General features: G+C 38.9%; 22 protein-coding genes. 11 read left to right on the top strand and 11 right to left on the bottom strand.

All coding sequences use genetic code 11. The features are described 5' to 3' along the window. The first annotated feature begins 41 nt into the window (after positions 1-41). Positions 42-1,862 (top strand): pyruvate kinase, encoded by a 1,821-nt coding sequence (locus kam1_RS09730; protein ID WP_039721454.1) that lies wholly within the window; start codon positions 42-44, stop codon positions 1,860-1,862. 73 nt (positions 1,863-1,935) lie between these two features. Here the strand turns inward: kam1_RS09730 and kam1_RS10895 are convergent, their stop codons facing one another. From kam1_RS10895 to kam1_RS09705, 6 genes are all read right to left on the bottom strand, one after another. Continuing rightward, a complete protein-coding gene (locus tag kam1_RS10895) occupies positions 1,936-2,661 on the bottom strand; it encodes a nickel-dependent hydrogenase large subunit (protein ID WP_244946073.1) in 726 nt (241 codons plus the stop codon). Between the two features lie 35 nt (positions 2,662-2,696). Next, positions 2,697-3,230, bottom strand: coding sequence for a nickel-dependent hydrogenase large subunit (locus kam1_RS10890; RefSeq protein ID WP_244946199.1), 534 nt, complete (start codon positions 3,228-3,230; stop codon positions 2,697-2,699). Beyond that, positions 3,217-3,978 carry an NADH-quinone oxidoreductase subunit B family protein gene (locus kam1_RS09720; protein WP_039721452.1) on the bottom strand — a complete coding sequence of 254 codons (762 nt, stop codon included), beginning with the start codon at positions 3,976-3,978 and terminating at the stop codon, positions 3,217-3,219. Before kam1_RS09720 ends, kam1_RS10890 begins: the two co-directional genes overlap by 14 nt. Positions 3,979-4,302: 324 nt before the next feature. Continuing rightward, the gene (locus kam1_RS09715; RefSeq protein WP_039721451.1) at positions 4,303-5,148 is read right to left on the bottom strand and encodes an FAD/NAD(P)-binding protein; all 846 of its coding nucleotides are present in this window, start codon (positions 5,146-5,148) and stop codon (positions 4,303-4,305) included. Continuing rightward, entirely contained in the window at positions 5,132-5,545 is a 414-nt protein-coding gene (locus kam1_RS09710; RefSeq protein WP_244946072.1) for a cyclic nucleotide-binding domain-containing protein, read from the bottom strand. The genes kam1_RS09715 and kam1_RS09710 overlap by 17 nt, the downstream gene beginning before the upstream one ends. Before the next feature lie 65 nt (positions 5,546-5,610). Beyond that, positions 5,611-6,759, bottom strand: a complete 1,149-nt coding sequence (locus kam1_RS09705) for a 4Fe-4S dicluster domain-containing protein (protein ID WP_039721449.1) — start codon at positions 6,757-6,759, stop codon at positions 5,611-5,613. A 132-nt stretch (positions 6,760-6,891) separates the two neighbouring features. Between kam1_RS09705 and nifJ the strand changes: the two genes are divergently transcribed. From nifJ to kam1_RS09680, 5 genes are all read left to right on the top strand, one after another. Continuing rightward, positions 6,892-10,440 (top strand): pyruvate:ferredoxin (flavodoxin) oxidoreductase, encoded by a 3,549-nt coding sequence (gene nifJ, locus kam1_RS09700; protein WP_039721448.1) that lies wholly within the window; start codon positions 6,892-6,894, stop codon positions 10,438-10,440. Positions 10,441-10,458: 18 nt separating this feature from the next. After that, positions 10,459-11,493 (top strand): dihydroorotate dehydrogenase-like protein, encoded by a 1,035-nt coding sequence (locus kam1_RS09695; protein WP_079254252.1) that lies wholly within the window; start codon positions 10,459-10,461, stop codon positions 11,491-11,493. A 23-nt stretch (positions 11,494-11,516) separates the two neighbouring features. Then, on the top strand, positions 11,517-12,650 hold the full coding sequence (locus tag kam1_RS09690) for a 4Fe-4S dicluster domain-containing protein (protein WP_052250486.1): 1,134 nt from the start codon (positions 11,517-11,519) through the stop codon (positions 12,648-12,650). Continuing rightward, positions 12,647-13,507, top strand: a complete 861-nt coding sequence (locus kam1_RS09685) for an FAD/NAD(P)-binding protein (protein WP_039721447.1) — start codon at positions 12,647-12,649, stop codon at positions 13,505-13,507. Before kam1_RS09690 ends, kam1_RS09685 begins: the two co-directional genes overlap by 4 nt. Before the next feature lie 295 nt (positions 13,508-13,802). Next, the gene (locus tag kam1_RS09680; protein WP_039721446.1) at positions 13,803-14,618 is read left to right on the top strand and encodes an FkbM family methyltransferase; all 816 of its coding nucleotides are present in this window, start codon (positions 13,803-13,805) and stop codon (positions 14,616-14,618) included. Between the two features lie 67 nt (positions 14,619-14,685). Here kam1_RS09680 and kam1_RS09675 read toward each other — a convergent pair whose 3' ends face one another. Together kam1_RS09675 and kam1_RS09670 are read right to left on the bottom strand one after the other, a co-directional pair. After that, positions 14,686-15,024, bottom strand: a complete 339-nt coding sequence (locus tag kam1_RS09675) for a hypothetical protein (RefSeq protein ID WP_172616769.1) — start codon at positions 15,022-15,024, stop codon at positions 14,686-14,688. A gap of 155 nt (positions 15,025-15,179) precedes the next feature. Continuing rightward, positions 15,180-15,668 carry a glycosyltransferase family 2 protein gene (locus kam1_RS09670; RefSeq protein WP_143958422.1) on the bottom strand — a complete coding sequence of 163 codons (489 nt, stop codon included), beginning with the start codon at positions 15,666-15,668 and terminating at the stop codon, positions 15,180-15,182. Between the two features lie 420 nt (positions 15,669-16,088). On the opposite strand from kam1_RS09670, the gene kam1_RS09665 reads away from it, so the two are divergent. The 5 genes from kam1_RS09665 (at position 16,089) to kam1_RS09645 (ending at position 21,155) form a co-directional block, all read left to right on the top strand. After that, entirely contained in the window at positions 16,089-16,451 is a 363-nt protein-coding gene (locus kam1_RS09665; protein ID WP_152606291.1) for a hypothetical protein, read from the top strand. A 486-nt stretch (positions 16,452-16,937) separates the two neighbouring features. Then, positions 16,938-18,023 (top strand): DegT/DnrJ/EryC1/StrS family aminotransferase, encoded by a 1,086-nt coding sequence (locus kam1_RS09660; RefSeq protein WP_039721442.1) that lies wholly within the window; start codon positions 16,938-16,940, stop codon positions 18,021-18,023. Position 18,024: 1 nt separating this feature from the next. Further along, positions 18,025-18,870 carry a hypothetical protein gene (locus kam1_RS09655; protein WP_039721441.1) on the top strand — a complete coding sequence of 282 codons (846 nt, stop codon included), beginning with the start codon at positions 18,025-18,027 and terminating at the stop codon, positions 18,868-18,870. Positions 18,871-18,910: 40 nt separating this feature from the next. Further along, positions 18,911-20,407 carry an aldehyde dehydrogenase family protein gene (locus kam1_RS09650; RefSeq protein ID WP_039721586.1) on the top strand — a complete coding sequence of 499 codons (1,497 nt, stop codon included), beginning with the start codon at positions 18,911-18,913 and terminating at the stop codon, positions 20,405-20,407. 13 nt (positions 20,408-20,420) lie between these two features. After that, positions 20,421-21,155, top strand: coding sequence for an Mpv17/PMP22 family protein (locus tag kam1_RS09645; RefSeq protein ID WP_039721440.1), 735 nt, complete (start codon positions 20,421-20,423; stop codon positions 21,153-21,155). Between the two features lie 360 nt (positions 21,156-21,515). On the opposite strand, the gene kam1_RS09640 is transcribed toward kam1_RS09645, so the two are convergent. From kam1_RS09640 to kam1_RS09630, 3 genes are all read right to left on the bottom strand, one after another. Beyond that, on the bottom strand, positions 21,516-22,673 hold the full coding sequence (locus kam1_RS09640; protein ID WP_052250478.1) for a VIT1/CCC1 transporter family protein: 1,158 nt from the start codon (positions 22,671-22,673) through the stop codon (positions 21,516-21,518). Positions 22,674-22,742: 69 nt separating this feature from the next. After that, positions 22,743-23,252, bottom strand: a complete 510-nt coding sequence (locus kam1_RS09635) for a hypothetical protein (RefSeq protein WP_039721439.1) — start codon at positions 23,250-23,252, stop codon at positions 22,743-22,745. Beyond that, positions 23,249-23,872 (bottom strand): hypothetical protein, encoded by a 624-nt coding sequence (locus kam1_RS09630; protein WP_039721584.1) that lies wholly within the window; start codon positions 23,870-23,872, stop codon positions 23,249-23,251. Before kam1_RS09630 ends, kam1_RS09635 begins: the two co-directional genes overlap by 4 nt. Positions 23,873-23,938: the final 66 nt, after the last annotated feature.

Raw genomic sequence — 23,938 nt, 5'->3', positions numbered from 1 at the left:
TGCTAAAACCTCAAAGGATTTTCCCGACGGTATGAAAAACCATGAGCCGGACCGAACTTATTAACTCTTTGTTGGATCTATATAACGAAGTCCTTCAAGCTGAAAAGTCTTATCAAAATCTTATAGACTCTGTCCACGAAGACAACAGATTGAGTGCAGCTAACCTTGTTCATTATTTAGCGTTACGCCGCTTTGACCTTCGCCAACTCCAAGACGAACTCACTGATCTAGGCATATCCTCTTTGGGCCGTTCCGAATCTTGCGTCTTATGGAGTCTTGAAAATGTTCTCAATGCATTGGGGAAAAAAGTTCATTCCTCGACCAAACATATTAGTCGGCAAGAGGGTGCTGAATTGCTTCTACGAAACACTAGAAGACTTTTAGGAGAACCCCATCCAGGCTGTGCCACCAGTATTATGGTTACCTTACCAACAGAAGCTGCGGAGAATCAGAAGCTTCTTGAGGATCTTCTAAAAGCTGGCATGAATGTAATTCGAATCAACTGTGCCCATGATTCTCCCGATGTATGGATTCGAATGATTGAAAATAGCCGCAGACTCTCTCAAGAATTAGGTTATTCCTGTAAAATAGTGATGGATTTGCCTGGACCAAAGTTAAGGATTGTAGCAATTGATCCATCTATTAAAGCGTGTTTTTTTAGACCATTAAGAGATCCCTTTGGAAGAATAATAGAACCGGCTAAAGTTTGGATTGGCAATGATGAATCCAAGGCTGATCCAATCCTAGAAGCAGATCTGTTTTTGAATTTCGACAAAGAATGGATTGATGGCCTAAAAGCGGGAGACGTTGTTAGGTTTTTTGATGCTCGAGGAAAAGCAAGAACTCTTAGAATCGATCATGTAGCCGAAAGGGGATGGCTTTCTTATTCAACCCAAACAGGTTATCTGAAAGAAGGCATTGTTTTCGTTCATCTTCCTGATAGCCCAGAATTACCCCAAAGAGCTACAATGCTAAAAAGTCTCTCCCCGCAACAACCTTTTCTGTTAGTCAAAAAAAATGATAGGCTATGGATTCAGGGTGGGCAACAATCCCCTACAAAAGGAATAAAGCAAGAAGCAATGGTTGGTACGCTGTGGATTTCACATCCACAAATTCTCCATGACATGAAGGTGGGGGAACCTATCTGGTTTGATGATGGAAAAATTGGAGGCAGAATACTCCAATGCGATGGCAATGGAGCGCTCATAGAGATTACCCATGCTCCCTCTAAGGGCTTAAAACTTCGGGTTGATAAAGGCATAAACCTTCCTGTATCAGATCTAAAAATTTCTGCTATAACTGATCAAGATCTTCAGATTCTATCCTTTATTGGTAGGCACGCTGATGCTGTTGGAATTTCATTTTTAAGGTTACCATCCGATATAGATGATCTTGAAAAGGCTTTAAACAACGAATCAATACAGAATTTAGGAATAATCCTCAAAATCGAGACTAGAAAAGCTTTTGAAAACCTACCTTTAATTTTACTCAAAGCGATGAAAAATCGCAGTGTTGGAGTCATGATTGCTAGAGGAGATCTTGCCGTCGAATGTGGATATGAAAGACTGGCTGAGGTTCAAGAAGAAATCCTTTGGATATCCGAAGCAGCACATATTCCAGTCATTTGGGCTACTCAAGTTTTGGAATCTTTAGCAAAGACTGGGATTCCTTCTAGAGCTGAGGTGACGGATGCAGCTATGGCTCAACGATCTGAGTGCGTAATGCTTAACAAAGGGCCTTATATAGTTGAAGCGGTAAAATCATTAGTAGACATTTTGAAAAGAATGGAAACTCATCAGAGAAAAAAACGCTCCATGCTGCGCAAATTGCATATTGCTAGCCTTTTAAATCAACCTTTCTAGAGTAATTCCAAAAGAAGATAAGCAACAATCCCTTCAAACTTTGCTATTAACTTAACTTTAGAAGCTTGCAGCCCTACCTAAAGTGGAGTTTTAGAAAATGAGTAGCGCAGGATATACAAGGATCGTAATTTCGAACGATTTGCTCGCAATCGAGCGTCAATCTTTCAATGGAATCTTCAGAATGGGTTTCGATCCACTTTTTTAAGTCATCTTCTGCAGATGCTAGATTAAAACAGGTAGGAGGAACAATTTTTGCTTTCTTAATGCTACCTTTATCGTCAAGTTCATATTTGTGGTATAGAAGGCCACGTGGAGCCTCGCTAATTCCATAACCAGTTTGCGGATTCGGATCAAAGGGAATAAAAGAAGGAGAGAAAGGTTCATAATCTTCTATAAGCCTTATGGCTTCGTAGAAAGCATAGGCAATTTCTGCTAATCTGACTAGTATAGATTGGAACGGATTATGGCAGGGATATTCCAAGTCAATTTCTTTCAGTTTTTCTTTTAAAAAAGCAGGGAACAAAGAATAGTTTAAATGGTATCTAGCCAGTGGACCAGCAAGACAGGATCGAGAATTGGTAGCCTTCCATCTAAGAGCATTGGAATAGGTTGTTTGTTCTTCTATAAAATTCTTTTCAAATTCCTTGGCATCGAATTGAGAGTCCTCACAACTGATTATCCCTCTTTCAATCGGATATTGCTTAGGATGTTTTAATCCTACATAGGTATAATTCCTCTTGAAATCAGGAAAATTAAATTTCAAACCTATCCATTGTAAGGCTAATAGGCTATGGTCCAAGCCTCTTTTTAAAGTATCTAGAAGGGATCGAAGTTCTAATTTTTTGGGAGAACTATAGAATCCCCTATACGAACATTGACAGGATGAATTTCTCTACCACCAATCTTCTGGATGAGAGTATTGCCTGCCTTTTTCATCTGAAGTGCCCATGCAGCCTCTTTAGGATAATCCTTCGCCATTTCCATAAGACTTGGGTATCCCAGAAACCCAGGGGCATGAAGAAAGAAAACATGTAGGCTATGGCTTTCAATCCATTCCCCACAGTAGAGCAGTCGGCGAAGATTCCAGATATATTCAGGAATTTGCACCTGACAGGCATCTTCAATCGCTGCTATAGAACTTATAAGATAAGCAACAGGACAGATTCCACAGATCCTTGAAGTAATGTCAGGAGGTTCATGAAAATTCCTGCCAATTAATAATGACTCAAAAAAACGGGGCGCTTCAAAGATTTTTAATTCGCAGCTTGTGACCTTCCCATTATTCATTTTAATGAAAAGCCCCCCTTCGCCCTCAACTCGCGCCAATGCAGAAACAGAAAGGATCTTTTGTGACTCAGTCTTCTTCATCAAATCTTTTGAATCCATCGGCTATACAATTAAAGGTATGAAAAGCCTGTTTTAAAGCAGTAGGCTCAATCTGTAATTTTTCTTTTGCCCATCGAGAAAGAGATGGACTATTCGGTGTTTCTTTTGGTCCGTAACAGCCATAACAACCTCTTCCAAAGCTTGGACAAATTGCTCCACAACCAGCATGAGTTACTGGGCCAAGACATAGTGTCTTAGAAGTCACCATAACACAGGGAGTGCCTCTCATTTTGCATTCCATACAAACGCTTCCAGAATTTAAAGATGGACGGAAGCCAAGTAAGTAGGAATATAAAACAGAAAGGAGCTGTTGTTTGTTGATAGGACAGCCTTGGAGTTCATAATCTACCTGTACATACTGGGAGATAGGTAAAGAGGTAGGAAGAACATCAATGAGTTCAGGGTGGGGATAAACTCTTTCTTTTGCTGTTTGGAGAGAAGCGAAATTTCTTAGTGCTTGAATGCCTCCAGCTGTTGCGCAGGCTCCTATGGTTACCAAAACGGTAGACTGGTTTCGGATTTCGATGATTTTTCTTTTTGCCTCTTCGGTAGTTATTGAGCCTTCGACAAGAGATATATCGAAAGGTGGCTCTGGGGACCGACTGCTGGCTTCTAAAAAATAGGAGATAACAAAATTTTTATCTAATTCTAAAAGCTCATCTTCAAGGTCTAATAGGGAAAGCTGACACCCATCACAGGATGTAAATTTCCAAACAGCTATCTTTTTCATCATCACACTTTCACTGTCGCGATAAATAAGGGTCGATTGCTTAAATAAAATATTATGGACATATGAAAGATAAGGAAGCAACGAATATATTCTTAGGATGCCTAGAAAGAAGGAAACGAAAGAATTTGAGGCCTTTGGACTTAACTGAAAGGGCCGTAGGATCCATCTTTAGTCCTTCCTTATATCTAAAAAGTTTGAAAACAGAAAGAAAGATCCTGCAAGGATATGACTTGGTCTAAGAGTCTACAAAAGAACTTTCTTTGGTCCTTTGCGAGATTTTCTATCAGCAATATTCTGCTGATGCCTTACAGGGTCCGTTATGCGTTATAATTCTTCAACAGTCAATAAGTGCTCAATTTTTTCATATGGGAAAACCGGGCCATCCTTGCATATAAAAAAGGGGGAAAGCTGGCAATGTCCACAAATTCCAATAGCGCATTTCATATTCCTTTCCATAGAAAAAAAGATATGTTCCCTAGGGAGGTTTTTTTGAATGAAGGCTCTAGCCATAAATCGCATCATAATTTCAGGGCCACAACTGAACACAAAAGTCTCTTTATTATCAAAACTAATGGAAGGGATAAGGGTTGTCACTGTGCCTACATGACCTTTCCAATCACGACTAGGGCGGTCCACTGAAACATGCAAGGTGATTATTTGCTCTGCTCTCAGTTGATGAAGTAAAGGCATAAAAAGAAGATCGTCCTTTGTCCTAGCACCATAGAGAAGAATCAGATTTTTAAAATACTCCTTGTTTTTTTGAGCCATATAAAGGAGTGGCAAAAGAGGAGGTAGTCCAATTCCGCCAGCAACAAGGATTAATGTTTTCCTTTTGACTAAGTCTATTGGCCAACCTCTACCATAAGGCCCTCGAACCAGTACAAAATCATTTTTGTCGAGTTTACTTAATGCCTTTGTCACGTTCCCTACGATGCGAATCGTATGAATAAGAATATGAGGATTGGCTGGATCACTGGCGATCGAAATTGCCGCTTCTCCTCCTCCAATAGCTGATAGCATGTTGAATTGTCCGGGAAGAAAATAAAAGGGCACTTGGTCTATCGGCCTGAGATAAAGACTAAAAACAGACGGGGACTCTCTCTTATTTTCTTCGATGACAAAAGGTTTAGGAATGAATGGGTTTTCTGGGAAATCAGGAAGGTGGTCCATAAATATCGAGAAATTGGAGTCTAGTTGCCTGTAACCTTTCGAGCATCAAAGGAATGATCCTTTTGGTTATTTCATAGCCAAAGGAAGGATCTTCTTCCATCATTTCCTTAAGATGAATTGCATCAAAAACAAAAGCATCCACAGGATCGATTACGCGAGCGGAAAAGTGCCAAAGAAAAGGAGGACAGATCCATGACCATCCTACGACATGTCCTATCCCGACAGTTTGTATAACTAGGATACCTCTTTCTGGAAAATAAGTTTCGAGAGCCACAAGTCCCTTTTGTAAAAGGAAAAATTTATCTGCCTTCTGGCCTTCTACAAAGAGATAGCTCTGAGCTTTAAAGGACAAATGAGTGGCTATTGTAGATAATTTTTGAATAAATGGCTCTGGCATTCCCTTTAGAAAAGGGTGTTCACAAAGCAGTGAGGGGGATGGATTCATATGCTTGTTTTCCTTCTTTAAGAGGGCATCTTAACGGGGCTTGTTTTTCTAATAATTTCAGCTTCCTCCGTGATGTCAATACCAACAGGACACCAGGTAATGCAACGGCCACAGCCTACGCAACCGGATAGCCCAAATTGATCTATCCATGAAGCTAGTTTATGGGTCATCCATTGTCGGTAACGAGATAAAACGCTTTTTCTCACACTTCCAGCTGGAGTATGCGTGAAATTCAGAGTAAAGCAAGAATCCCATACCATCCATCTTTCTATCTCTTGTGCCTTTCTGGGAATATCAATAAGAGTGGAGCAAAAGCAGGTTGGACAAACAAAAGTGCAGTTGGCACAGGAAAGACACCTTTGGGCTATTTCTGTCCATCGAGGGTGTTGCTGATTATTATAAAGCAGTTCTTTAATTCCTTGGGTTTCAATGCGACGAAGGATCTGTTTTTCAGCATTTTGAATAACACCATTCTCTTTTTTTAAGTCTTCTTCCGTAGCATCGGTCTTTTCGATTTGCGCAATGATTTCTTCTCCCTGAGAACTACCAGCTTCGATTAGATAGAAAGGTTCTTTTTGACCGTTTAAAACTTCGGTTACAAGAAGATCAAAACCACTTTTCGCTCTTGGTCCTGTCCCCATTGAAGAACAGAAGCAAGTGGCAGAAGGATAAGCACAATTAACAGCGAGGATAAATAGACCCCTGGCTCGGGATTTATAACCGGCGTGAGGGTAGGGACCCTCCAAAAAAACACGGTTCTGTATAGCAATAGCCTGCAGATCACAAGATCTGACCCCAATGAAAGCCAGTGGAGGAGGTTGCGTAACTGATGGATTAATCAAAGGAGGCGACGTTTTTTCGGTGGGCTGATGGATAGAAAATATTTTTTCTTGGGATGGGAATAAGAACTGTTTCCAGCTGTGGGGTGAAGATGCAAAACCAAATAGGGTAGCCTCTGTTCTTTTTTTAAGCCGATAGCTTCCTGCTTCCTGTTCATCTCCTATGCCTATGGGAAGATCGTTCAAAGAGTCAATTTCTTCATAGACAATAGCGTCTTTTGAAACCGTTGGACCGATGGTTTTGAATCCTTTTCTTTTAAGAGCATCGAGGATGGATTGAAATTCTCTTTTGGTAATTTTAAACTTTTTTGGACCAAATCTATCCATTGACCATACTATAACCTATGATTTTAGCCAAAAACAGGAAAAGCTCTCATTTCATTAGTTCTTTCAATTAGGGTTAAATCCTAAGATTCTTTAAAGTTTAACTATTCCTACTGCTAAGCTACATTAAAGACCATGGCTGGGGTTTCATGCAGAACAATTGACGCTAATGAGGCAGTTGCAAGAATTGCTTATCTTCTGAGCGAAGTGATAGCCATCTATCCTATAACTCCATCTTCGCCTATGGGAGAATGGGTAGATAAATGGAGAGCAGAAAGAAAAACAAACCTTTGGGGACTTCTTCCTCAGGTTGTTGAAATGCAAAGTGAGGGTGGAGTTGCTGGGGTATTACATGGTGCCCTTCTAACTGGAAGCCTTGCTTCGACTTTTACTGCTTCCCAAGGACTTTTATTAATGTTGCCAAATATGTACAAGATGGCAGGGGAACTGCTGCCTGCAGTTTTTCATGTGGCTTCTAGAACCATTGCTACCCATGCGTTGTCCATTTTTGGGGATCATAGCGATGTCATGGCTGCTCGAACTACAGGATTTGCTCTCTTATGCTCCCATTCTGTGCAAGAGGCAGCTGATTTGGCACTCATTGCCCATCTCTCCTCTTTAGAAGCCTCTTTACCCTTTCTTCATTTTTTTGATGGCTTTCGAACCAGTCACGAAATCAACACAATTAAACAAATAGAAGAGGGGCAAATCAAAGAGCTTATTTCTGTTGAGGCAATTTTGAAGTTTAGACAGCGTGGGCTTAATCCCGAAAGGCCGCTGCTTTATGGAAGTGCTCAAAACCCTGATGTATTTTTTCAAGCTAGGGAAAGAGCTAATCCATTTTACTTGGCATGTCCTGGGATTGTGCAAAGCATCATGGATAGAGTGGGGGCTCTGACGGGGCGTCACTATAAATTGTTTGAATATCATGGGGATCCCCAAGCAACAATGGTTGTGGTTGTGATGGGATCGGCTTCAGAAACCCTTTGTAGAGTTGTAGATAGCTTAAATTCTCTAGGCTATAAAACTGGAGTCGTTAAGGTTAGATTGTTTAGTCCTTTCGATCAGCAAAGTTTTTTAAAGTGCTTTCCTCGGACCACGAAGATTATTGGGGTGCTGGATAGGTGCAAAGAACCAGGGGCTGTGGGCGAACCACTTTTTGTGCAGGTTGCTTCGGCCATATTAAACAACGTGGACAAGAGTTGGTTCCCATTCTTGGATCTGCCTAGAGTTATAGGAGGCAGATATGGGCTATCCTCCAAAGAGTTTACTCCAGCAATGGCTAAAGCGGTATTTGATCACCTTTCCAAAAAGGATCCTCAAGGATCATTTACGGTGGGGATTGAAGATGACCTCACTCAGAGCAGCATTGCTGTCGATGAATCCTTTACTATAGAAAACAAAACTCTCTATGAAGCGGTGTTTTATGGATTAGGTTCAGATGGGACGGTAAGCGCTAATAAAAATACGATCAAAATTATCGGGGAAAATGTAGGTCTTTGTGCTCAAGGTTATTTTGTCTATGATTCTAAAAAGTCTGGTTCCTTGACGATTTCACACCTGAGATTTGGATCCAGTCCCATTACTGCACCCTATTTAGTTGAAAAACCTGATTTTGTGGGCTGTCATCAGTTCGAATTTCTCTTTAAATATGATATCCTCAAAGGCATTAAAAATGGGGGCATTTTGTTAGTGAATAGCCCTTATAGTCCTGATGAAACCTGGGATAAGATTCCGCGGGAAGTCCAGCAGAAAATATTATCCAAGCGTATCCAATTTTTTGTTATTGACGCCTACAAGATCGCTAAAGACTGCGGCTTGGGAAGCAGGATAAACACGATCATGCAAATAGCTTTTTTTGAGCTTACCGCTCTCATTCCAATTGATGAGGCTTTGGATTATATCAGAGACCATATTCGTAGCAGTTATGGATATCGGGGAGAGGAAGTGGTTAGAAAAAATTTCGAGGCTTTAGAAAAGGCATTAAAAGCTCTTTGTAGAGTTAAACTAGATGGGAAAAGCCTTGGTTCGGTTCCGGTGTTACCTCCAGTTTCCGAAAAGGCGCCTGAATATGTAAAAAGTGTCATTGGAGAAATGATTGCATTACGTGGCGACAGACTTCCTGTAAGTGCTTTTTCTCCTTTTGGTGCTTTTCCTACGGCAACCTCTCAGTGGGAAAAGCGTAATATTTCCCTTGAAGTACCTCTTTGGGAACCATCCCTTTGTATTCAATGCGGTAAATGTGTCATGGCATGTCCTCATGCGGTGCTGCGGGCTAAAGTTTATGATTCGACATTTGTTGAAAAAGCTCCAGGAGGTTTTTTAAAAGCGGATGCACGATACCCTGAATGGGATGGTTTATTCTACACCATTGCTGTTTCAGAAGCCGATTGTACGGGCTGTGGAATATGTGTGGATGTGTGCCCGGCATTTGATAAGTACTCCCCAAGCAAAAAGGCCATACATATGAGAAGCCGCAAGGAGCTTTTTACTAAAACTGAAGAGAGTCTTTTTGAATATTTCCAAGGAATTCCAGACGTTGAGAAAGAAAAAATTGACTTCGGATCTGTAAGACAAGTGGCTCTTTTACGTCCGTTATTCGAATTTCCGGGAGCCTGTGCTGGGTGTGGGGAAACACCTTACTTAAAATTATTAAGCCAACTCTTTGGTGATAGGCTGCTTATTGCTAATGCTACTGGTTGCTCCTCGATATATGGGGGCAACTTACCTACTACTCCTTGGGCAAAAGACAAGGATGGTAGAGGACCTGCTTGGGCAAATTCGCTATTTGAAGACAATGCGGAATTTGGTCTTGGCTTTCGTCTAGGATTGGATGCGATCGGCCAGTGGGCTCGCAAGCTTTTAACCCAATTAGGTGAAAGTGGTTGGATAGAGCAAAATCTAGTCCAAGAATTAATTAATGTCGAAGAGATGACGACAAAGGAATATTCAGATCAAAAAAAGCGGATTAAGTTCCTCAAGGAAAGATTGGAGGCATTGAAATTTCCGGATTCAAAAGTGTTTTTGACAGCGGCTGATTATCTTTCAAAGAAAAGCGTCTGGATTGTAGGAGGAGATGGGTGGGCTTATGATATTGGACTAGGAGGACTAATCCATGTCCTAGCCTTAAATTTCAATGTTAATATATTGGTATTGGATACAGAAGTTTATTCCAATACAGGCGGACAGGCTTCGAAAGCAACACCAAGGGGAGCAGTTGCAAAATTTGCGACTTCTGGCAAATCAACTCCCAAAATGGATCTTGCCCTTATGGCAATTTCCTTGGGTAATGTATATGTTGCATCAGTCTCAATTGGCGCTGATGAAGAGCATACACTGAGTGCTTTTACAGAAGCCGATGCTTTTGAAGGTCCAAGCCTTATCTTGGCTTATTCTCATTGTATAGCTCATGGTATTGATATGGCCAAGGCGATGCACCATCAAAAAATGGTTGTCGGCTCAGGTCGTTGGCCAATTTTCCGTTATAATCCAAAAGGCTATCCAGATGGAAAACGCCTTAAATTAGATTGGGATAAACAAGTATGTGATATTGAAAAATCTGAACTAGTGGAAAATAGGTTTAGGATGCTTTTTCTAAGCGATCCGGAGAGGGCTGAAGAATTACTAGCGCAGGCTATTTCGGATTGTCGGAATCATCTCGATTCTTACAAAAAGATTGGTTAAGATAAAAGGAAGAAAAGAATGAGTGTGAGTTTAGAAACAACCTATTTGGGATTGCAGTTGTCATCTCCTCTTATTCCTTCAGCTTCTCCACTGAGCAAATCATTAGATACAGTCAAGGCTTTAGAAGAAATCGGAGCAGGAGCCATAGTGCTCTATTCCCTTTTTGAAGAAGATATTGAAAACGAAGCCCTCCATTTGGAAAGATCCTTAACAATAGGGAGCGAATCTTTTGCTGAAGCCTTAAGTTATGTTCCTGAAATCCCTGGATTAAGGATAGGCCCTGAATACTATCTTGATCATTTAAGACGGGTCAAAGAAACAGTTAGTATTCCTGTAATTGCCAGTTTAAATGCTCAAAGTCCAGGGCAATGGATTAAGTTTTCTAAGCTTTTGGAGCAAGCAGGAGCTGATGCTTTGGAACTCAACATTTATTCTATCCCTTGTGATCCCGCTATGAGTTCTTCCGATTTGGAACAAAAATATTTAGAGATCGTCAAAGCCTGTCGCCAATCTATAAAGATACCCATTGCAGTCAAATTAAGTCCTTATTTTACTAATATTTTATCCTTTTCTACAGAGCTTGCAAAAACAGGAATCAATGGCCTGGTTCTTTTTAACCGTTTTTTCCAGCCAGATATTGATTTAGAAAACTTGCAGGTAGAACCTAGAATTGCTCTCAGTACCGAAAACGAACTTCTTTTGAGGATTACTTGGATAGGGATCTTATACGATAGAATTAAGCTAGATTTTTCGGCAACAGGTGGGGTATTGTCTGCCAGTGACGCTTTGAAAGCCATTCTTTCAGGTGCTACAACTGTTCAACTTTGCTCAGCACTTCTTTTTCATGGCATAGATTATTTGAAAACAATTAAAAATGGGATCATTGAATGGATGGAAAAAAAAGGATATCCCTCAGTGGAGTCAATCAGGGGAATTTTGAGTCAGAAAAATTGCACGGATCCTTCTAGCTATGAAAGAGCCCAATATGTTTATGCCCTATCTGTTTATCCGAGCCCTTCAATATCTGGTTTAGAAAAAAAGAAAACAACCTAAATTCAACCGAAATGGCTGACATTATGTTTTTAGAAAAAAAGAAGGTACTGCAAAGGCAAGATTTTGGTAAGCTCATCGATGCATTGCACCAAGAAGGATATACCATCATTGGACCTGTGTTGAGCGAGACTGCGATTAGCTATGGAGAAATTCAATCCGAAATGGATCTACCCATTGGATGGACAGATATTCAAGAGGCGGGGAAATACCAAATCAAAAGACGACCAGATGAAGCTCTTTTTGGTTATAATGTCGGTTTTCAGAGCATGAAAAAATATTTGTTTCCTCCAAGACAACGCCTCTTGACGGTTGATAAAAAAGCGGGCCGTCTTACTTTTGTTGAGGAAAATCCGCAAATACAGAAATATGCCTTCTTAGGAGTAAGGTCATGTGATCTTCATGCTGCTTTGATTCAAGACAAGATATTCTCTGAAGGAAAATCTCGAGACAAGGCTTATGTGAGAAGAAGAGAAGAGGCTTTTGTCATTGTAGTTCAGTGTGGACAATCTTCAAGTTGTTGCTTTTGTTTGTCTATGGGAACGGGGCCTAAAGCAGAAGGAGGATTTGATTTGGCGTTGACAGAATGTATTGATCAACAACAACACTTTTTCCTTATTGAAATTGGAAGCTCTAGAGGCGAAAAGCTTATCAGCTCTTTACCTTTAAGAGATGTAAAAGAAGAAGATCTTCTCTTTGCTGCTCGTGTTATTGAGAATGCCAAGACTCAAATGACAAAAGTAATGGATACAGCGGGAATAAAAGAACTATTTTATAACAATTGGGAGCATTCCCGCTGGGATGATGTTGCTAGTAGATGTATTGCTTGCTCAACCTGTACATTGGTTTGTCCTACATGTTTTTGTTGGACAATAGAAGATTCAGTATCTTTAAACGAACAAAAAGCGGAAAGATGGAGAAGATGGGATTTTTGTTATAGCATGGAGTTTAGCCATCTGCCTTCAGGTAGTGTTCGATCATCGATAAAATCAAGATATAGGCAATGGTTAAGTCATAAGTTGGCAAGTTGGATTGATCAGTTTGGAATGTCTGGATGTGTCGGCTGTGGCCGTTGTATAACCTGGTGTCCTGTTGGAATTGATATTACTGAAGAGGTTGCGGCCTTAAGAGTGCAATCAAAAGAAGGCGTTTCCCAATGAAAGCAAAGGAATGCCAATCTGTTTCCGAACCTCCTGATTCTCTTCTTCCTAAGGCTTTCATAATCGAAAAGAAAGTTGTTGAATGTTCTCGAGTGGTTAGTCTTTGGCTTTCCCCATTAGAAAAAAATGAATGCACTTTTAAGCCTGGACAATTTTTAATGGTCTATGTTTTTGGGGTAGGCGAAGCGGCTCTTTCGATTGCTGGGAATGGAGAGGGCCAAGGAAAATATTTTTTGACCGTTCGTTCTGTTGGCAGTGTTACTCGAGCAATTGAGCATGCAAAAGAAGGGGATATTTTAGGCATTCGTGGTCCTTTTGGCAATGGCTGGCCAATCCAAGAAGCATCGACCAAAGATATCCTTCTTATTGCTGGGGGAATTGGTCTTCCTCCTCTTTGGTCAACAATTCCTTTTTTTGTACAAAATCGGTCTAGTTATGGAAGGATTTCTCTTTTGTATGGAGTAAGGACCCCACAGGACATACTTTATAAGGATAAACTAGAGACTCTTTCTAGGGGAAAAGATATTTCGGTAAAAATTGCAGTAGAACTGGCAACAGCTAGAACCTGGAATGGTCATATTGGCAATGTACTTAATCTTATTTCTCAAGCGCAATTTCATCCTCTTTCCACTATAGTTTTCGTGTGCGGTCCTGAGCCTATGATGCGTTTTTGTGCTTATACTCTCTTAAAATATGGAATAGCTAAAGAGAACATTTATTTTTCAATGGAAAGAAATATGCGGTGTGCTGTTGGGTCTTGTGGACATTGTCAATTTGGTCCTCTGTTTTTATGCAAAAATGGACCGGTTTTTTCTTATCAAACTATTGAACCATTTTTGAATATAGCCGAAATTTAAACCAATCACTATGTAGGAAATAGGAAAAGAAGTCGAAGAGATATCACTAAAGAACCTACTTCTTGCTGTAACAAGAGTTGTGCATCGTCTACAAAAAGTGAGTTCTAGGCTTAAAAGAATGTGAATAAAAAAGGTCTTACAGTTTTCCCCTCTGCTCAAGCCAAAGTTCTGCTGTTTTATTTTAGATAGAATATTTAAATCGATAATGGATTTGAAAGAAATGTTGAATTAAAATCTATGTCCATATCAGAAGCAAGCCTTTGATAGAGGACTAAAACAGTAAGGGATTTTGTCAATGAGTTGGAATAAGCGGCTCATCCGGTATGCTAATGTGGTTAAAACTTTTGAAAATTGGCCAGTTTACTTTCAGTATAGAAAAGAGCGAAAAGGCGCCAATCCTATTCAAAAGCTTTCAGACCCTATTGTTTTTAAATGTAGGAATCATCAGATCCTAATTGCTGTTCCTAAATCAAAGATGGATAATCTCTTTGAAGAAATATTCGCTTTGAGAATCTATTGGCCTAATTTTTGGAGTTGGGCTAATAAAGAAAAATTGACTGTGATAGACATCGGCTCAAATATTGGACTTTTTTCGTATTTTGTCTTTAGCCAATTTCCAAATTCAAAAGTAATTGCAATTGAACCAATTGAAGAAAACCTTCGATGGATGGAATCCCTTCATCAGATGAATCCAACAACACAGTTCTTCGTTAAAAAAGGAGTTATATATTCGGAGAGAAATGAAGTTGACCTTTTTCTGGCTTCAGAGGGTCCGTTCCCAGTTCTAAGCTCTGTTCTTTCTACATTTAGTCAGAACATATCAAAAAAAATTCGGATTCCATCCTATCTTATAGAAGATCTTTTTAGCGAATATCAGATTGAAAAATGTGATTTGTGCAAACTGGATTGTGAAGGAGCTGAATATGAAATTCTCTTTCATTGTCCATCCAAAATCTATGATCGGATTAATCGTATTGTTCTTGAGGCTCATCATATCTCACATCCCGAATGTTCTCCCTTTTTGCTCCATAATTTTCTGAAAGACAAAGGATATTCTGTTTATAGTGAGCCGATGACAGAACAGACCACCATGATCTATGCATGGAAATAACACGCTAAAGAAAACAGGGACTACAACCAAAAAAGCCTTTTGCTATTGGATTATAGGAAAACAAAGATTATTTTATAATCTTTTTTTCTATTCTTTTTGCTGCAAAGCAGTATCTTCTCAACCAACTTCTCATTGGGAAGCCAAATATTCTGCCAATCCAGCTTTTTGAGAACTTTCTATACCATTGCTTCATTGGAAGAACATTTTGTTGGAGAAGTCGAGAATATGTAGCCAAAGCTTCATCATAACGAAAAAGGGCTAGATCTTCCAAGATTCTGAAATAGGCTCTACAGGCTGCTAATTTTCGTTGTTCCGAAAGCATATTTTTTTGTTGGAGCCATTCAACCATTTGATCAAAAAGCTTAATTTCTGTTCTTAAAACCTCAACAGGATAACTTTTAGACAAACTTTTTGTTGTCCAATTTTCTCTGTACACCGCTCTTTTTGAACAAGTCCAAAAACATCGGAGACTAGATTGGAAAATGCGCATGTAAAGCTCATTGTCTTCACTCCCAAACCTCAGCGATTCATTCCAACCTCCAATTTTCAATAACGCTTCTCTTAAAAATAGGCAGCCGGCGACATTTGGATTATACCTATTGAACCATTGGATGAAGGGATCCAAATAAGTGTGCGTAAGATATTCAGGTTGAAAACAATTCTTTTTTCTTTGGCCTCTTTCCCATTCTTCGACGAGCAATCCCCTAGCAAGACATCATATTTTTGAATATTAGGGCATTCCTTAATCTGGGTTTCTATTTTATCTTCCAATAGATAATCATCTGCGTCTAGATATTGAATCCAAAGGCCTTTGCTTTCTTTAAGAATCACATTGCGTGCTTTTGAGACTCCTTGGTGTTCAATGCGAAATGACCGGATATTTCCTTGAAAAGATCTAATGATGGACTGCGTCGAATCTGTCGAACCATCATCGACTACCAAAATTTCTTTTTCACTCCAACTCTGCGACAGGGCACTTTTGATCGATTCCCTTAAGAATCTTTCTCCATTGTAGACTGGAATACCTATGCTAATGAGGAATCGTTTCATCGTTATTTCATTAAGTTAAAGACCAAAAGGTCCAATAGATTTCTATAAAAATCTATGAACTATGAGTGAAAAGGGAAGGAAGGAGGAAGGTTTTACATTAAAAATAAAGAAAAATAAAAAAAGGGAAAAAACAATTGAAGAGCAATTGACAATTTAGCAGGGTGCTTTGAGAAAGAGGCAAAAAGAAATTCAAGTTTATAGATTTTTCCCCCATTGGCCCGTAAGGCTTGGGGAGATAGAAAACATCCTCTACCCCTACAAGGTTTCCTATGATGACGGAGGAAATTGGAAGAGCCAGAGGCAGGCTCATGCTGCGTTACGAGCATCATCTGTTGACTTGTGGTACTCGAGTTGAGGCCAAATGATCGAACTTTGTAAAGAAGGGCCATACAGTTGTTTTTTTCGACAACCCAGTGGGTGATGCGAAAAAATCATACCGGCCGTTACCACGGCCTGCGCATGAGCCGGTGGGAAGAAGCAAAGATATTTCACCAGAAGTTAAGAAAAGACCATATTGTGTACATCACTGAGGGGGAGCATAGCATCTCCAGTCGCAGTGCTGAAGGCAGTTATTGTCATAAGCCCAAAGAGGGGCTAGCGGTACAAAACCTGTGGATTGAAGGATCACAGGGACAGCATGGGCGTGTTTACCATGCACCCTATCGCCTATGGTTAGGTGGTGTCGTTTCCCAAACGCATCATGTATCTGCCCCCGGGAAGGCTCCTGTGAAGTTGCAGCCTGGAGACTGGATAGTGTGGTCTAGTTTTGGTCACAAGCATTAAGTACCAATTCTTTTCTGACTCTTCCATGTTTTTTGTCTTCCCTGTCTTCAAGACTAACTGGATCAGTACTAGAAATGTATGGCTCTAAATTTCATCCTTTCTTTTAATTTTTTATCTTTGATCCAACTTCCCGCTATTTCGTATGTCTCCTAATAGGCACTATATTGTTCTTTCCAATAATTCATTTGCCATTAATTGATTCCTTAAATTGTAATTTTCACTAAGCAATCTAAGAAGCAATATAAATATGAATAAGACATTAACTAATTATTAAAAAATATTCATCTTTTAGCTTTATGATAACTTTTTTCAGTATGCTATGTTGGTATCTATTGAACAAGGAATAATAAAAAGTATATGTAATGTATGTAAAAAATATTAACATATATATAAAATATTCTTACATATATATAATATAGAAAATTTTTAATATTTTTTTTATTTTTCAGCAATAAAATTAACTACATTTTTAATAATGTGATGCATATGAATATTACAGTGACAAAACCTTTTTTACCTCCAATAGAGCGTTATTTATCTTATCTAAAACTTATATGGGAAAAAGAATGGTTGACCAACAATGGACCTATGGTTAGAGAATTTGAGGTTAGATTAAAAGAATATCTTAATTTAGATTATATCGTATATGTCTCAAATGGAACAATCGCCTTACAACTTGCACTTAAAGTTTTGAACATAAAGGGAGAAGTTATTACTTCTCCTTTTAGTTTTATCGCTACAACCTCAGCAATTTTATGGGAAGGATGTGAGCCACAAATGGTTGATATTTTTTCTGACACATTGAACATCAATACTTCCTTAATCGAAGAAGCAATTACGAGCAAAACTAGCGCCATTCTGGTTCCTCATATATTTGGAAATCCGTGTGATGTGGAGAAAATAGAAGAAATAGGAAAAAAATATGGATTAAACATCATTTATGATGGAGCTCAAGCTTTCGGTACTTATTTTAATGATAAACCTATATTTGCTTATGGTGACATCACTACTATTAGCTTTCATGCTACAAAAATATTTCATACTGTTGAAGGTGGAGCATTGGTTGTTAGATCAAAGGAAATAGAAAGAAAACTGCGTATGATGAGGAATTTTGGTTTTGCCGATGAATATGCGATATGCAGTTTAGGAATTAACGCAAAAAACTCAGAATTGCACGCGGCTATGGGATTATGCAATCTGATTCATGTAAAAGAAATTATCAATGAACGAAAAAGACTCTCAGAGAGGTATGATAAAAATTTAGAAGGTTTGCCAATTAAAAAACAGAAAATAGCAGAAAGAACTCAATATAATTATTCCTATTATCCGGTAATATTTCCTGAAAAAGGAATTCTGGAATGGATAGTATCTCAATGCAAAGAAAGGGGGATATATCCTAAACGTTATTTTTATCCTTCACTTAATCATCTTTCCTTTATGAAAAAAAGAAGTATATGTCCAGTAAGCGAGTATATAGCTGAAAGAATTCTCTGCCTGCCATTGTATAATAACCTTGCCGTGTCGACGGTAGACCTAATCAGTGAAATTATAGTTAATGCCTTAAAGAGATAAAATGAAATCGTATTCAAAGATATTAATATCTTGTGTTGCGGAAAATAACGAGGAGCATTATAAAAAAAGTAAAATACTTTTTAAAAGCTTACGACTTTTTGGTGGACGTCTTGCTAAATCGCCAGCAGTGGTCTGTTTTGTTAATACGATTCGTCCTGAATATCAAAAAGTATTTCAGGAAATGGATGTAGAAGTTGAGATAATCAAGCCGTTCAATGCCAAATATCCACACACAAATAATCTGAGAATATTTGAAATACAGAAGGAATATGACTATCTTATAGTACTTGATAATGATATAGTAATAGCTAGAGATTATTCATCATATATAACATCGTATCATGTTCTTGCAAAAATAGATTATCATGACTATCTTTCTCTTTTTTCCTTAGAAGATTATATTCAGTTATTTAAATATTATAATCTAGAAATACCATTAAAAATATATAATACGGAATCACTCGATAAATTAACATATCCGCATTATAATGTTGGTGTGCTGATTATACCTAGAATGTACGTAGACATTATAAAGAATGAATGGGCTAACTGTATTAATGATTTAATTAGAGCGTATCCAAAATTTAAGACGATTGAAAAACAATCTTATTATACAGATGAAATAGCTTTTTCTCTCATGCTTCAAAAGACAAAAATTCCGATACAACCTTTGCCTATATCAATGAATTTTCAAACAGCGTATCCAATTCATCCTTATTATAAACCTGATGAAATCGAACCTTATATTATTCATCATCACGACCGTATAGATAAAAACGGTAAACTATTACCATGTAACTACAAGAAGGCTAATGAGGTTATACGAATAATAAATGAAATGTTATAATAAAATAAACGATAATAAAATAAACGATCTGGAGGTAACAATGGATAATAGAACTGTATTGCCTGAAGTAGAAACGTTTTTGAAAGATTCTCCAAAAAAAATGTTAATTGATGGAAAATGGGTAGAATCATTATCTGGAAATACGTTTCCGACATATGATCCGGCAACCGAAAAAATTCTTGCTTTAGTATATGAGGCAAGAAAAGAAGACGTAGATCGGGCTGTCAATGCCGCTAGGCAAGCTTTTGAACATGGAACATGGGCAAGGATATCTCCATCCGATCGTTCTAAGCTTATGATGAGACTTGCCGACCTGATGGAAACCCATGCCGAAGAGCTTGCCCAGATTGAATCCTTAGACAACGGCAAACCGCTTCATGCTGCAAAAAGCTCGGATGTTCCTGCTTCGATCGAATTGTTCCGTTACATGGCTGGCTGGGCTACCAAGATTGAAGGGAACACCATCCCCTTTTCTTTAGCTAGTCCAAATCGTTATTTGGCCTATACATTAAAAGAACCCATTGGTGTAGTGGGACAAATCATTCCATGGAATTATCCTCTTCTCATGGCCTCCTGGAAGCTGGCTCCAGCTTTAGCAACGGGCTGTACAGTAATTCTTAAGCCTGCAGAACAAACGCCCCTTACGGCGCTTAGACTTGGAGAGTTGATTGTGGAAGCGGGATTTCCAGAAGGAGTTGTGAACATTCTTCCTGGATTTGGTGAACCTGCTGGGGCAGCGATTGCCAATCATTGCGGCATCGACAAAGTGGCCTTTACGGGTTCTACAGAAGTAGGCAAAAGCATCGTGAGAGCAGCGGTTGGGAACTTAAAAAAACTAACCTTAGAGCTTGGAGGCAAATCCCCCAATATAATCTTTGCCGATGCAGACTTAGATAAAGCGATTGGCGAAGCGGCAAACGCGGCTTTTATAAATAGTGGTCAAAACTGTTGTGCTGGGAGCCGGCTTTTCATTGAAAAGAAAATCTATGAGGAATTGACAAAAGCCATAACTCAACAGGCCAAGGAGCTAAGGGTAGGTTCTGGATTTGATACAAATAGTCAAATTGGTCCTTTGATCTCTGCCGAACAGCTCCAAAGAGTATCTTCATATGTGCAGTCGGGCATTCGCCAAGGAGCAGAAGTAGGCTGTGGAGGGGTAAGAATAGGAGAAAAAGGCTATTTTTTTGCTCCGACTCTGCTGACTAATGTCCATGCGCAAATGAAGGTTTATCAAGAAGAGATTTTTGGTCCAGTTGTCTGCGCCCTACCTTTTGATGCTGAAAAGGAAGAAGATTTGATCAAAATGGCTAATGAGACTATCTATGGCTTGGCTGCAGGGATATGGACAAGAGACATTTCCAAGGCTCATCGGCTTGCTGCAAAGATCAAAGCGGGGACAGTATGGATCAACTGCTATAATGTTGATGATCCAGCCCTTCCTTTTGGAGGGTACAAACAATCAGGCTGGGGTAGAGAAATGGGACATGAAGTTTTGGAAAATTACCTCCAAACAAAATCGGTCTGCGTGCAGCTTTAAGCGAAAAATCCAAATGGATATGGCCTTTAGTAGGGAAAACACTCATTCTTTTCTTTCAGATTGGTGTTCTCAAAAGAAAGGGGAGATTAAAGCAGTCTTTAAAGAAAATCTTCTGCCAGCGTTAATTATCGGCATCTTTGTTGCATTTCTTACGATTGGTTATTATCAGGGATGGAAAGTTAAGGAATTACTGGAGCATCTAGAACGTTTAAACAGAGAAAAAGGGATTTGGTTTACAGTTAGTGTCAATGCGATCTGCTGCGGACCCCTTGCAGTATTGTTACATGTGATAGTATGGGAAAAAGGCAAAGTCCGGTATTACCATCTTGAGTCCTCGGTTTACAAAGCTTTTATTTTTGGACTCAGTATTTTCTTTTCAAACTATGTCTTTAAAGCGGTTGGCTTGCTTTTTGGTGAGGAACCTTCATTTCATGGGATTATCTGCAAGGTTTTTGTAGACAATTTCCTTTATACTCCTTTTTTTTGGCTCCCTTTTATTATGGCTCTTTTCAAGTGGAAAGAAGCTAGATATCAGTTTTTCCCATTTTGGAAATGTTGGAATCCCTTGATATATATGAAAGAAGGAACTCCGTTGCTTCTTTCTAATTGGATCATTTGGATCCCCGCTACTACATTTCTTTTTGCGATGCCTTTGGCTTTGCAGCTTCCCTTTGCAATGTGTTGTTATATTGTCTGGTCTCTTATAGTTAGTTGCCTGTTAGAACAGAAAAAGGGCCAAGAACAATAGACGATCTTCTCATTGGGTAAATTGTCAGTAAAGGACAAAAGAATCCTGGCAAAGAGACCGGTAGAAGTCTTCATTGAAAGCTAATTTTCTTTTAAATTGTATTTCTGTGGATGGCATCTAGAAAAAAGGGTCAGGGGATGTTCTCCTAAAGTTAGGACAGATCAAGAACGAGGATACAATATGCCCAGACATTTATTTAAAAATGATTGTGTCCGATTGGTTTTTTTAAAGAGGCAGGGAAGCAAAATAACGGCAGGCATTGTGAATTTTCACCTCTTTTTTATGCAAAAATAGACCAGTTTTTTTATCAAACCCTTGAACCGATTTTGAATTTAGTTGAAAATTAATCCTTTCTAATCACTATGAAGGCAATCGGAAAAGAAGTCCAAGAGAATAAGTAACAACTGCTTCGATCACACCCACTACTGTCATTTCTAGACCACTAAAGAACCAATTTCTTGCTGTAACAAGAGTTTTTGCAGCGCCTACAAGAAAGTGGGCAACTAGGCTTATAAAAAAGGAAAAGGAAATGGCGTATATTCCTGATAGAAAGAAAAAAGGAACCAAAGGGATAAAAGCGCCAAGAGCCGTTGAAATAGCAGCCGATAGGCAAGCATTCCAGGGCTTTGGAAAGGTAGCTTGCGAAAGACCAAGCTCAGAGCTAACCATCGCCGAAAGAAAATGTTCTGGCTTTTGGTACAGCTTTTCTGCGATCCATTTTGATTCTTCTTCGTTAAAGCCTTGTAGCTGATAAAAAAGCGCCATTTCTTCTATTTCTTCTTGCGGATTTTCTTCAATTTCTCTTTTTTCCCTTTCAATCTCCGCTTCGTATACTTCCTTCTGGCTTTTGGCAGCTAGATAAGCTCCCGCCCCCATAGACAAAGATGAGGCAATCATTCCGGCAAGCCCAGATATGAGGATGTAATGGGTTTGGTTTTCTGTAGCCCCAGCTACACCAGAGACTATTCCAAAAACAGCTCCTAATCCGTCATTAATGCCATAAATGGAGTCGGTTATCCAGTTCCCTCCTTTACCGTGCCATTTTTCCCTAGTCAAAATAGTATCTATCTTGTTTTCTGGTGCAGGACTTTTTTTGATGAGATTATGTAAAATGGAGACATGACTCTTTTCATCTTTTGCTAATTCTTCAAGTGTCTGCTCTAGCTTAGCCGATCCTTTAAACAATTCTTTTTGTTTCAAATACCTCAGTTCATCTTTTGCTTCGGCATTTTCCATTCTTCTCACTACATTCCAGATACCCAAATTTTGATTTAACCACTTTTCAATGCTTCTTTTGAATTTTAAATCCGTTTCTTCACAACTTTGACCCAACGCTTTGAGTTCTTGCTCCCATTTAAGAGCATGTTTTTCTTCCGTTTCAGCTAGTTTTAAGAGAATTTCTTTTTTGTGGGGATTTTTTTCTATTTCTGCAATATCTCTATAGGCTCTTGCCGTTTTCTTTTCGTTTAGCCAGTTCTGATGCAAAATCTTGACAAGTTCATGTTGCTTCAAATTCATAAGGAAAATACATTAAGGATAAAAAGAAGAAGGGAAAAAACTACCTATTTACTCTGCAAAAACATTCAATCATTTTTCGTCCTGTATCAACCCCAACTTTTTGTAGGCTTCTTTTTGAATGTCGGTCATTGCTGAAGGAGGATCGAACCACATTCTTCCCCAATTTCTATCCACAAAAATTGCTTTTTCATGCTCAGCGAAAATCAGAGCGATAGTAAACTGTTCTGCATGCGATAAGTTAGGGAGAGGAATCTTATAGGGCAGATCATTAAGAAATAAAAAACGGCTACCCGATTGAGTCAATTCGAAAACTAAAACCCCATGGCCCGCTTCGGTGGTCTCATCAATTTCAATAATTCGTTTAGAAGGCTCGGCTTCAACTTTTTTATCGCCTATGAGGTCATAAGAGAGGGTTTCTTTAAATGAACTTGTGATTTCATTTTGAGCATTTTGAGGAAGACTTTCAAGGAATTTTGCAAGTCTTGGGGTAATGTTGGGCAGCAGTACTGGTGTTTCTTTCCCTGAAAGGGAATGATGCACAAGAAAGAAAAGAAAAAAAAGAGAAATGATGTATTTCATGGCCCGTTGGAAGTAGATTGAGGAAGTGGTTTGAGAAGACGAAAATAATAAACATTTAACTTGAGATCTTTTTCAAAGTATTCTCTCCATCTTGAAAGAGTCCAATTCTTCAAAAATAAGCAGCTATCAAGAGAATTCGAATAGATAGCAAAATCAGGTCTTTCTGAAATCATCTCTCCTATAATTCCCACATGACCTTGAACATCTCTGGAAGAAGGAGAAATAATGATATCTCCAGAAATCAGTTCGGATGGTTTTTTAATCAATATTGCATGAGCTCTAAGCCAATCATATAAGTCGGCTATATAAGGGATTTTTAGAGGAATTTCCAATGCTTGGCTTATAATTTTACTAACAGCAGCAGCACTAGAATATATCCCTCCACCAGGAAAACTTCCCGTATCCATTCCAACAGAATTCAAGGTTATTAAGTAGATTCTGGAACTCAATGTTTCATTTTTTTTGTTTCCTCTGCTACTTTTTAAATACAAGTCATCAAAGGATGGGGGAAGAGCTTCTCCATGTAGAGCTGTGATATTGGGATAACTCCCTCCACTCATAGAAATATTATAAAACAAAAAAAGAAATAAGAGGACATTATAGAAGCTTTTCTTTCCCATAGCCACAGGTTTGTAAAACACAATTAAAAAATAAGAAATACAAAAGTTTTTCTTTTTTTCCTAGCT

The organism is Methylacidiphilum kamchatkense Kam1 (genome assembly GCF_007475525.1).
GTDB lineage: Bacteria > Verrucomicrobiota > Verrucomicrobiia > Methylacidiphilales > Methylacidiphilaceae > Methylacidiphilum > Methylacidiphilum kamchatkense.
The sequence above is the reverse complement of the archived record's forward strand: the minus strand, read 5'-3'. Positions and strand labels throughout refer to the sequence as shown.

Excerpts from the sequence above, each read along its gene's own strand:
- kam1_RS09730 (WP_039721454.1), top strand. The coding sequence starts at position 42 with ATGAGCCGGACCGAACTTATTAACTCTTTGTTGGATCTATATAACGAA.
- kam1_RS09640 (WP_052250478.1), bottom strand. The coding sequence starts at position 22,673 with ATGAATTTGAAGCAACATGAACTTGTCAAGATTTTGCATCAGAACTGG.
- nifJ (WP_039721448.1), top strand. The coding sequence starts at position 6,892 with ATGGCTGGGGTTTCATGCAGAACAATTGACGCTAATGAGGCAGTTGCA.
- kam1_RS09720 (WP_039721452.1), bottom strand. The coding sequence starts at position 3,978 with ATGAAAAAGATAGCTGTTTGGAAATTTACATCCTGTGATGGGTGTCAG.
- kam1_RS10890 (WP_244946199.1), bottom strand. The coding sequence starts at position 3,230 with ATGAAGAAGACTGAGTCACAAAAGATCCTTTCTGTTTCTGCATTGGCG.
- kam1_RS09680 (WP_039721446.1), top strand. The coding sequence starts at position 13,803 with ATGAGTTGGAATAAGCGGCTCATCCGGTATGCTAATGTGGTTAAAACT.
- kam1_RS09630 (WP_039721584.1), bottom strand. The coding sequence starts at position 23,872 with ATGGGAAAGAAAAGCTTCTATAATGTCCTCTTATTTCTTTTTTTGTTT.
- kam1_RS09655 (WP_039721441.1), top strand. The coding sequence starts at position 18,025 with ATGAAATCGTATTCAAAGATATTAATATCTTGTGTTGCGGAAAATAAC.
- kam1_RS09695 (WP_079254252.1), top strand. The coding sequence starts at position 10,459 with ATGAGTGTGAGTTTAGAAACAACCTATTTGGGATTGCAGTTGTCATCT.
- kam1_RS09650 (WP_039721586.1), top strand. The coding sequence starts at position 18,911 with ATGGATAATAGAACTGTATTGCCTGAAGTAGAAACGTTTTTGAAAGAT.
- kam1_RS09685 (WP_039721447.1), top strand. The coding sequence starts at position 12,647 with ATGAAAGCAAAGGAATGCCAATCTGTTTCCGAACCTCCTGATTCTCTT.
- kam1_RS09715 (WP_039721451.1), bottom strand. The coding sequence starts at position 5,148 with ATGGACCACCTTCCTGATTTCCCAGAAAACCCATTCATTCCTAAACCT.
- kam1_RS09670 (WP_143958422.1), bottom strand. The coding sequence starts at position 15,668 with ATGAAACGATTCCTCATTAGCATAGGTATTCCAGTCTACAATGGAGAA.
- kam1_RS09705 (WP_039721449.1), bottom strand. The coding sequence starts at position 6,759 with ATGGATAGATTTGGTCCAAAAAAGTTTAAAATTACCAAAAGAGAATTT.
- kam1_RS09710 (WP_244946072.1), bottom strand. The coding sequence starts at position 5,545 with ATGCCAGAGCCATTTATTCAAAAATTATCTACAATAGCCACTCATTTG.
- kam1_RS09690 (WP_052250486.1), top strand. The coding sequence starts at position 11,517 with ATGTTTTTAGAAAAAAAGAAGGTACTGCAAAGGCAAGATTTTGGTAAG.
- kam1_RS09635 (WP_039721439.1), bottom strand. The coding sequence starts at position 23,252 with ATGAAATACATCATTTCTCTTTTTTTTCTTTTCTTTCTTGTGCATCAT.
- kam1_RS09660 (WP_039721442.1), top strand. The coding sequence starts at position 16,938 with ATGAATATTACAGTGACAAAACCTTTTTTACCTCCAATAGAGCGTTAT.
- kam1_RS09645 (WP_039721440.1), top strand. The coding sequence starts at position 20,421 with ATGGATATGGCCTTTAGTAGGGAAAACACTCATTCTTTTCTTTCAGAT.
- kam1_RS09665 (WP_152606291.1), top strand. The coding sequence starts at position 16,089 with ATGCGAAAAAATCATACCGGCCGTTACCACGGCCTGCGCATGAGCCGG.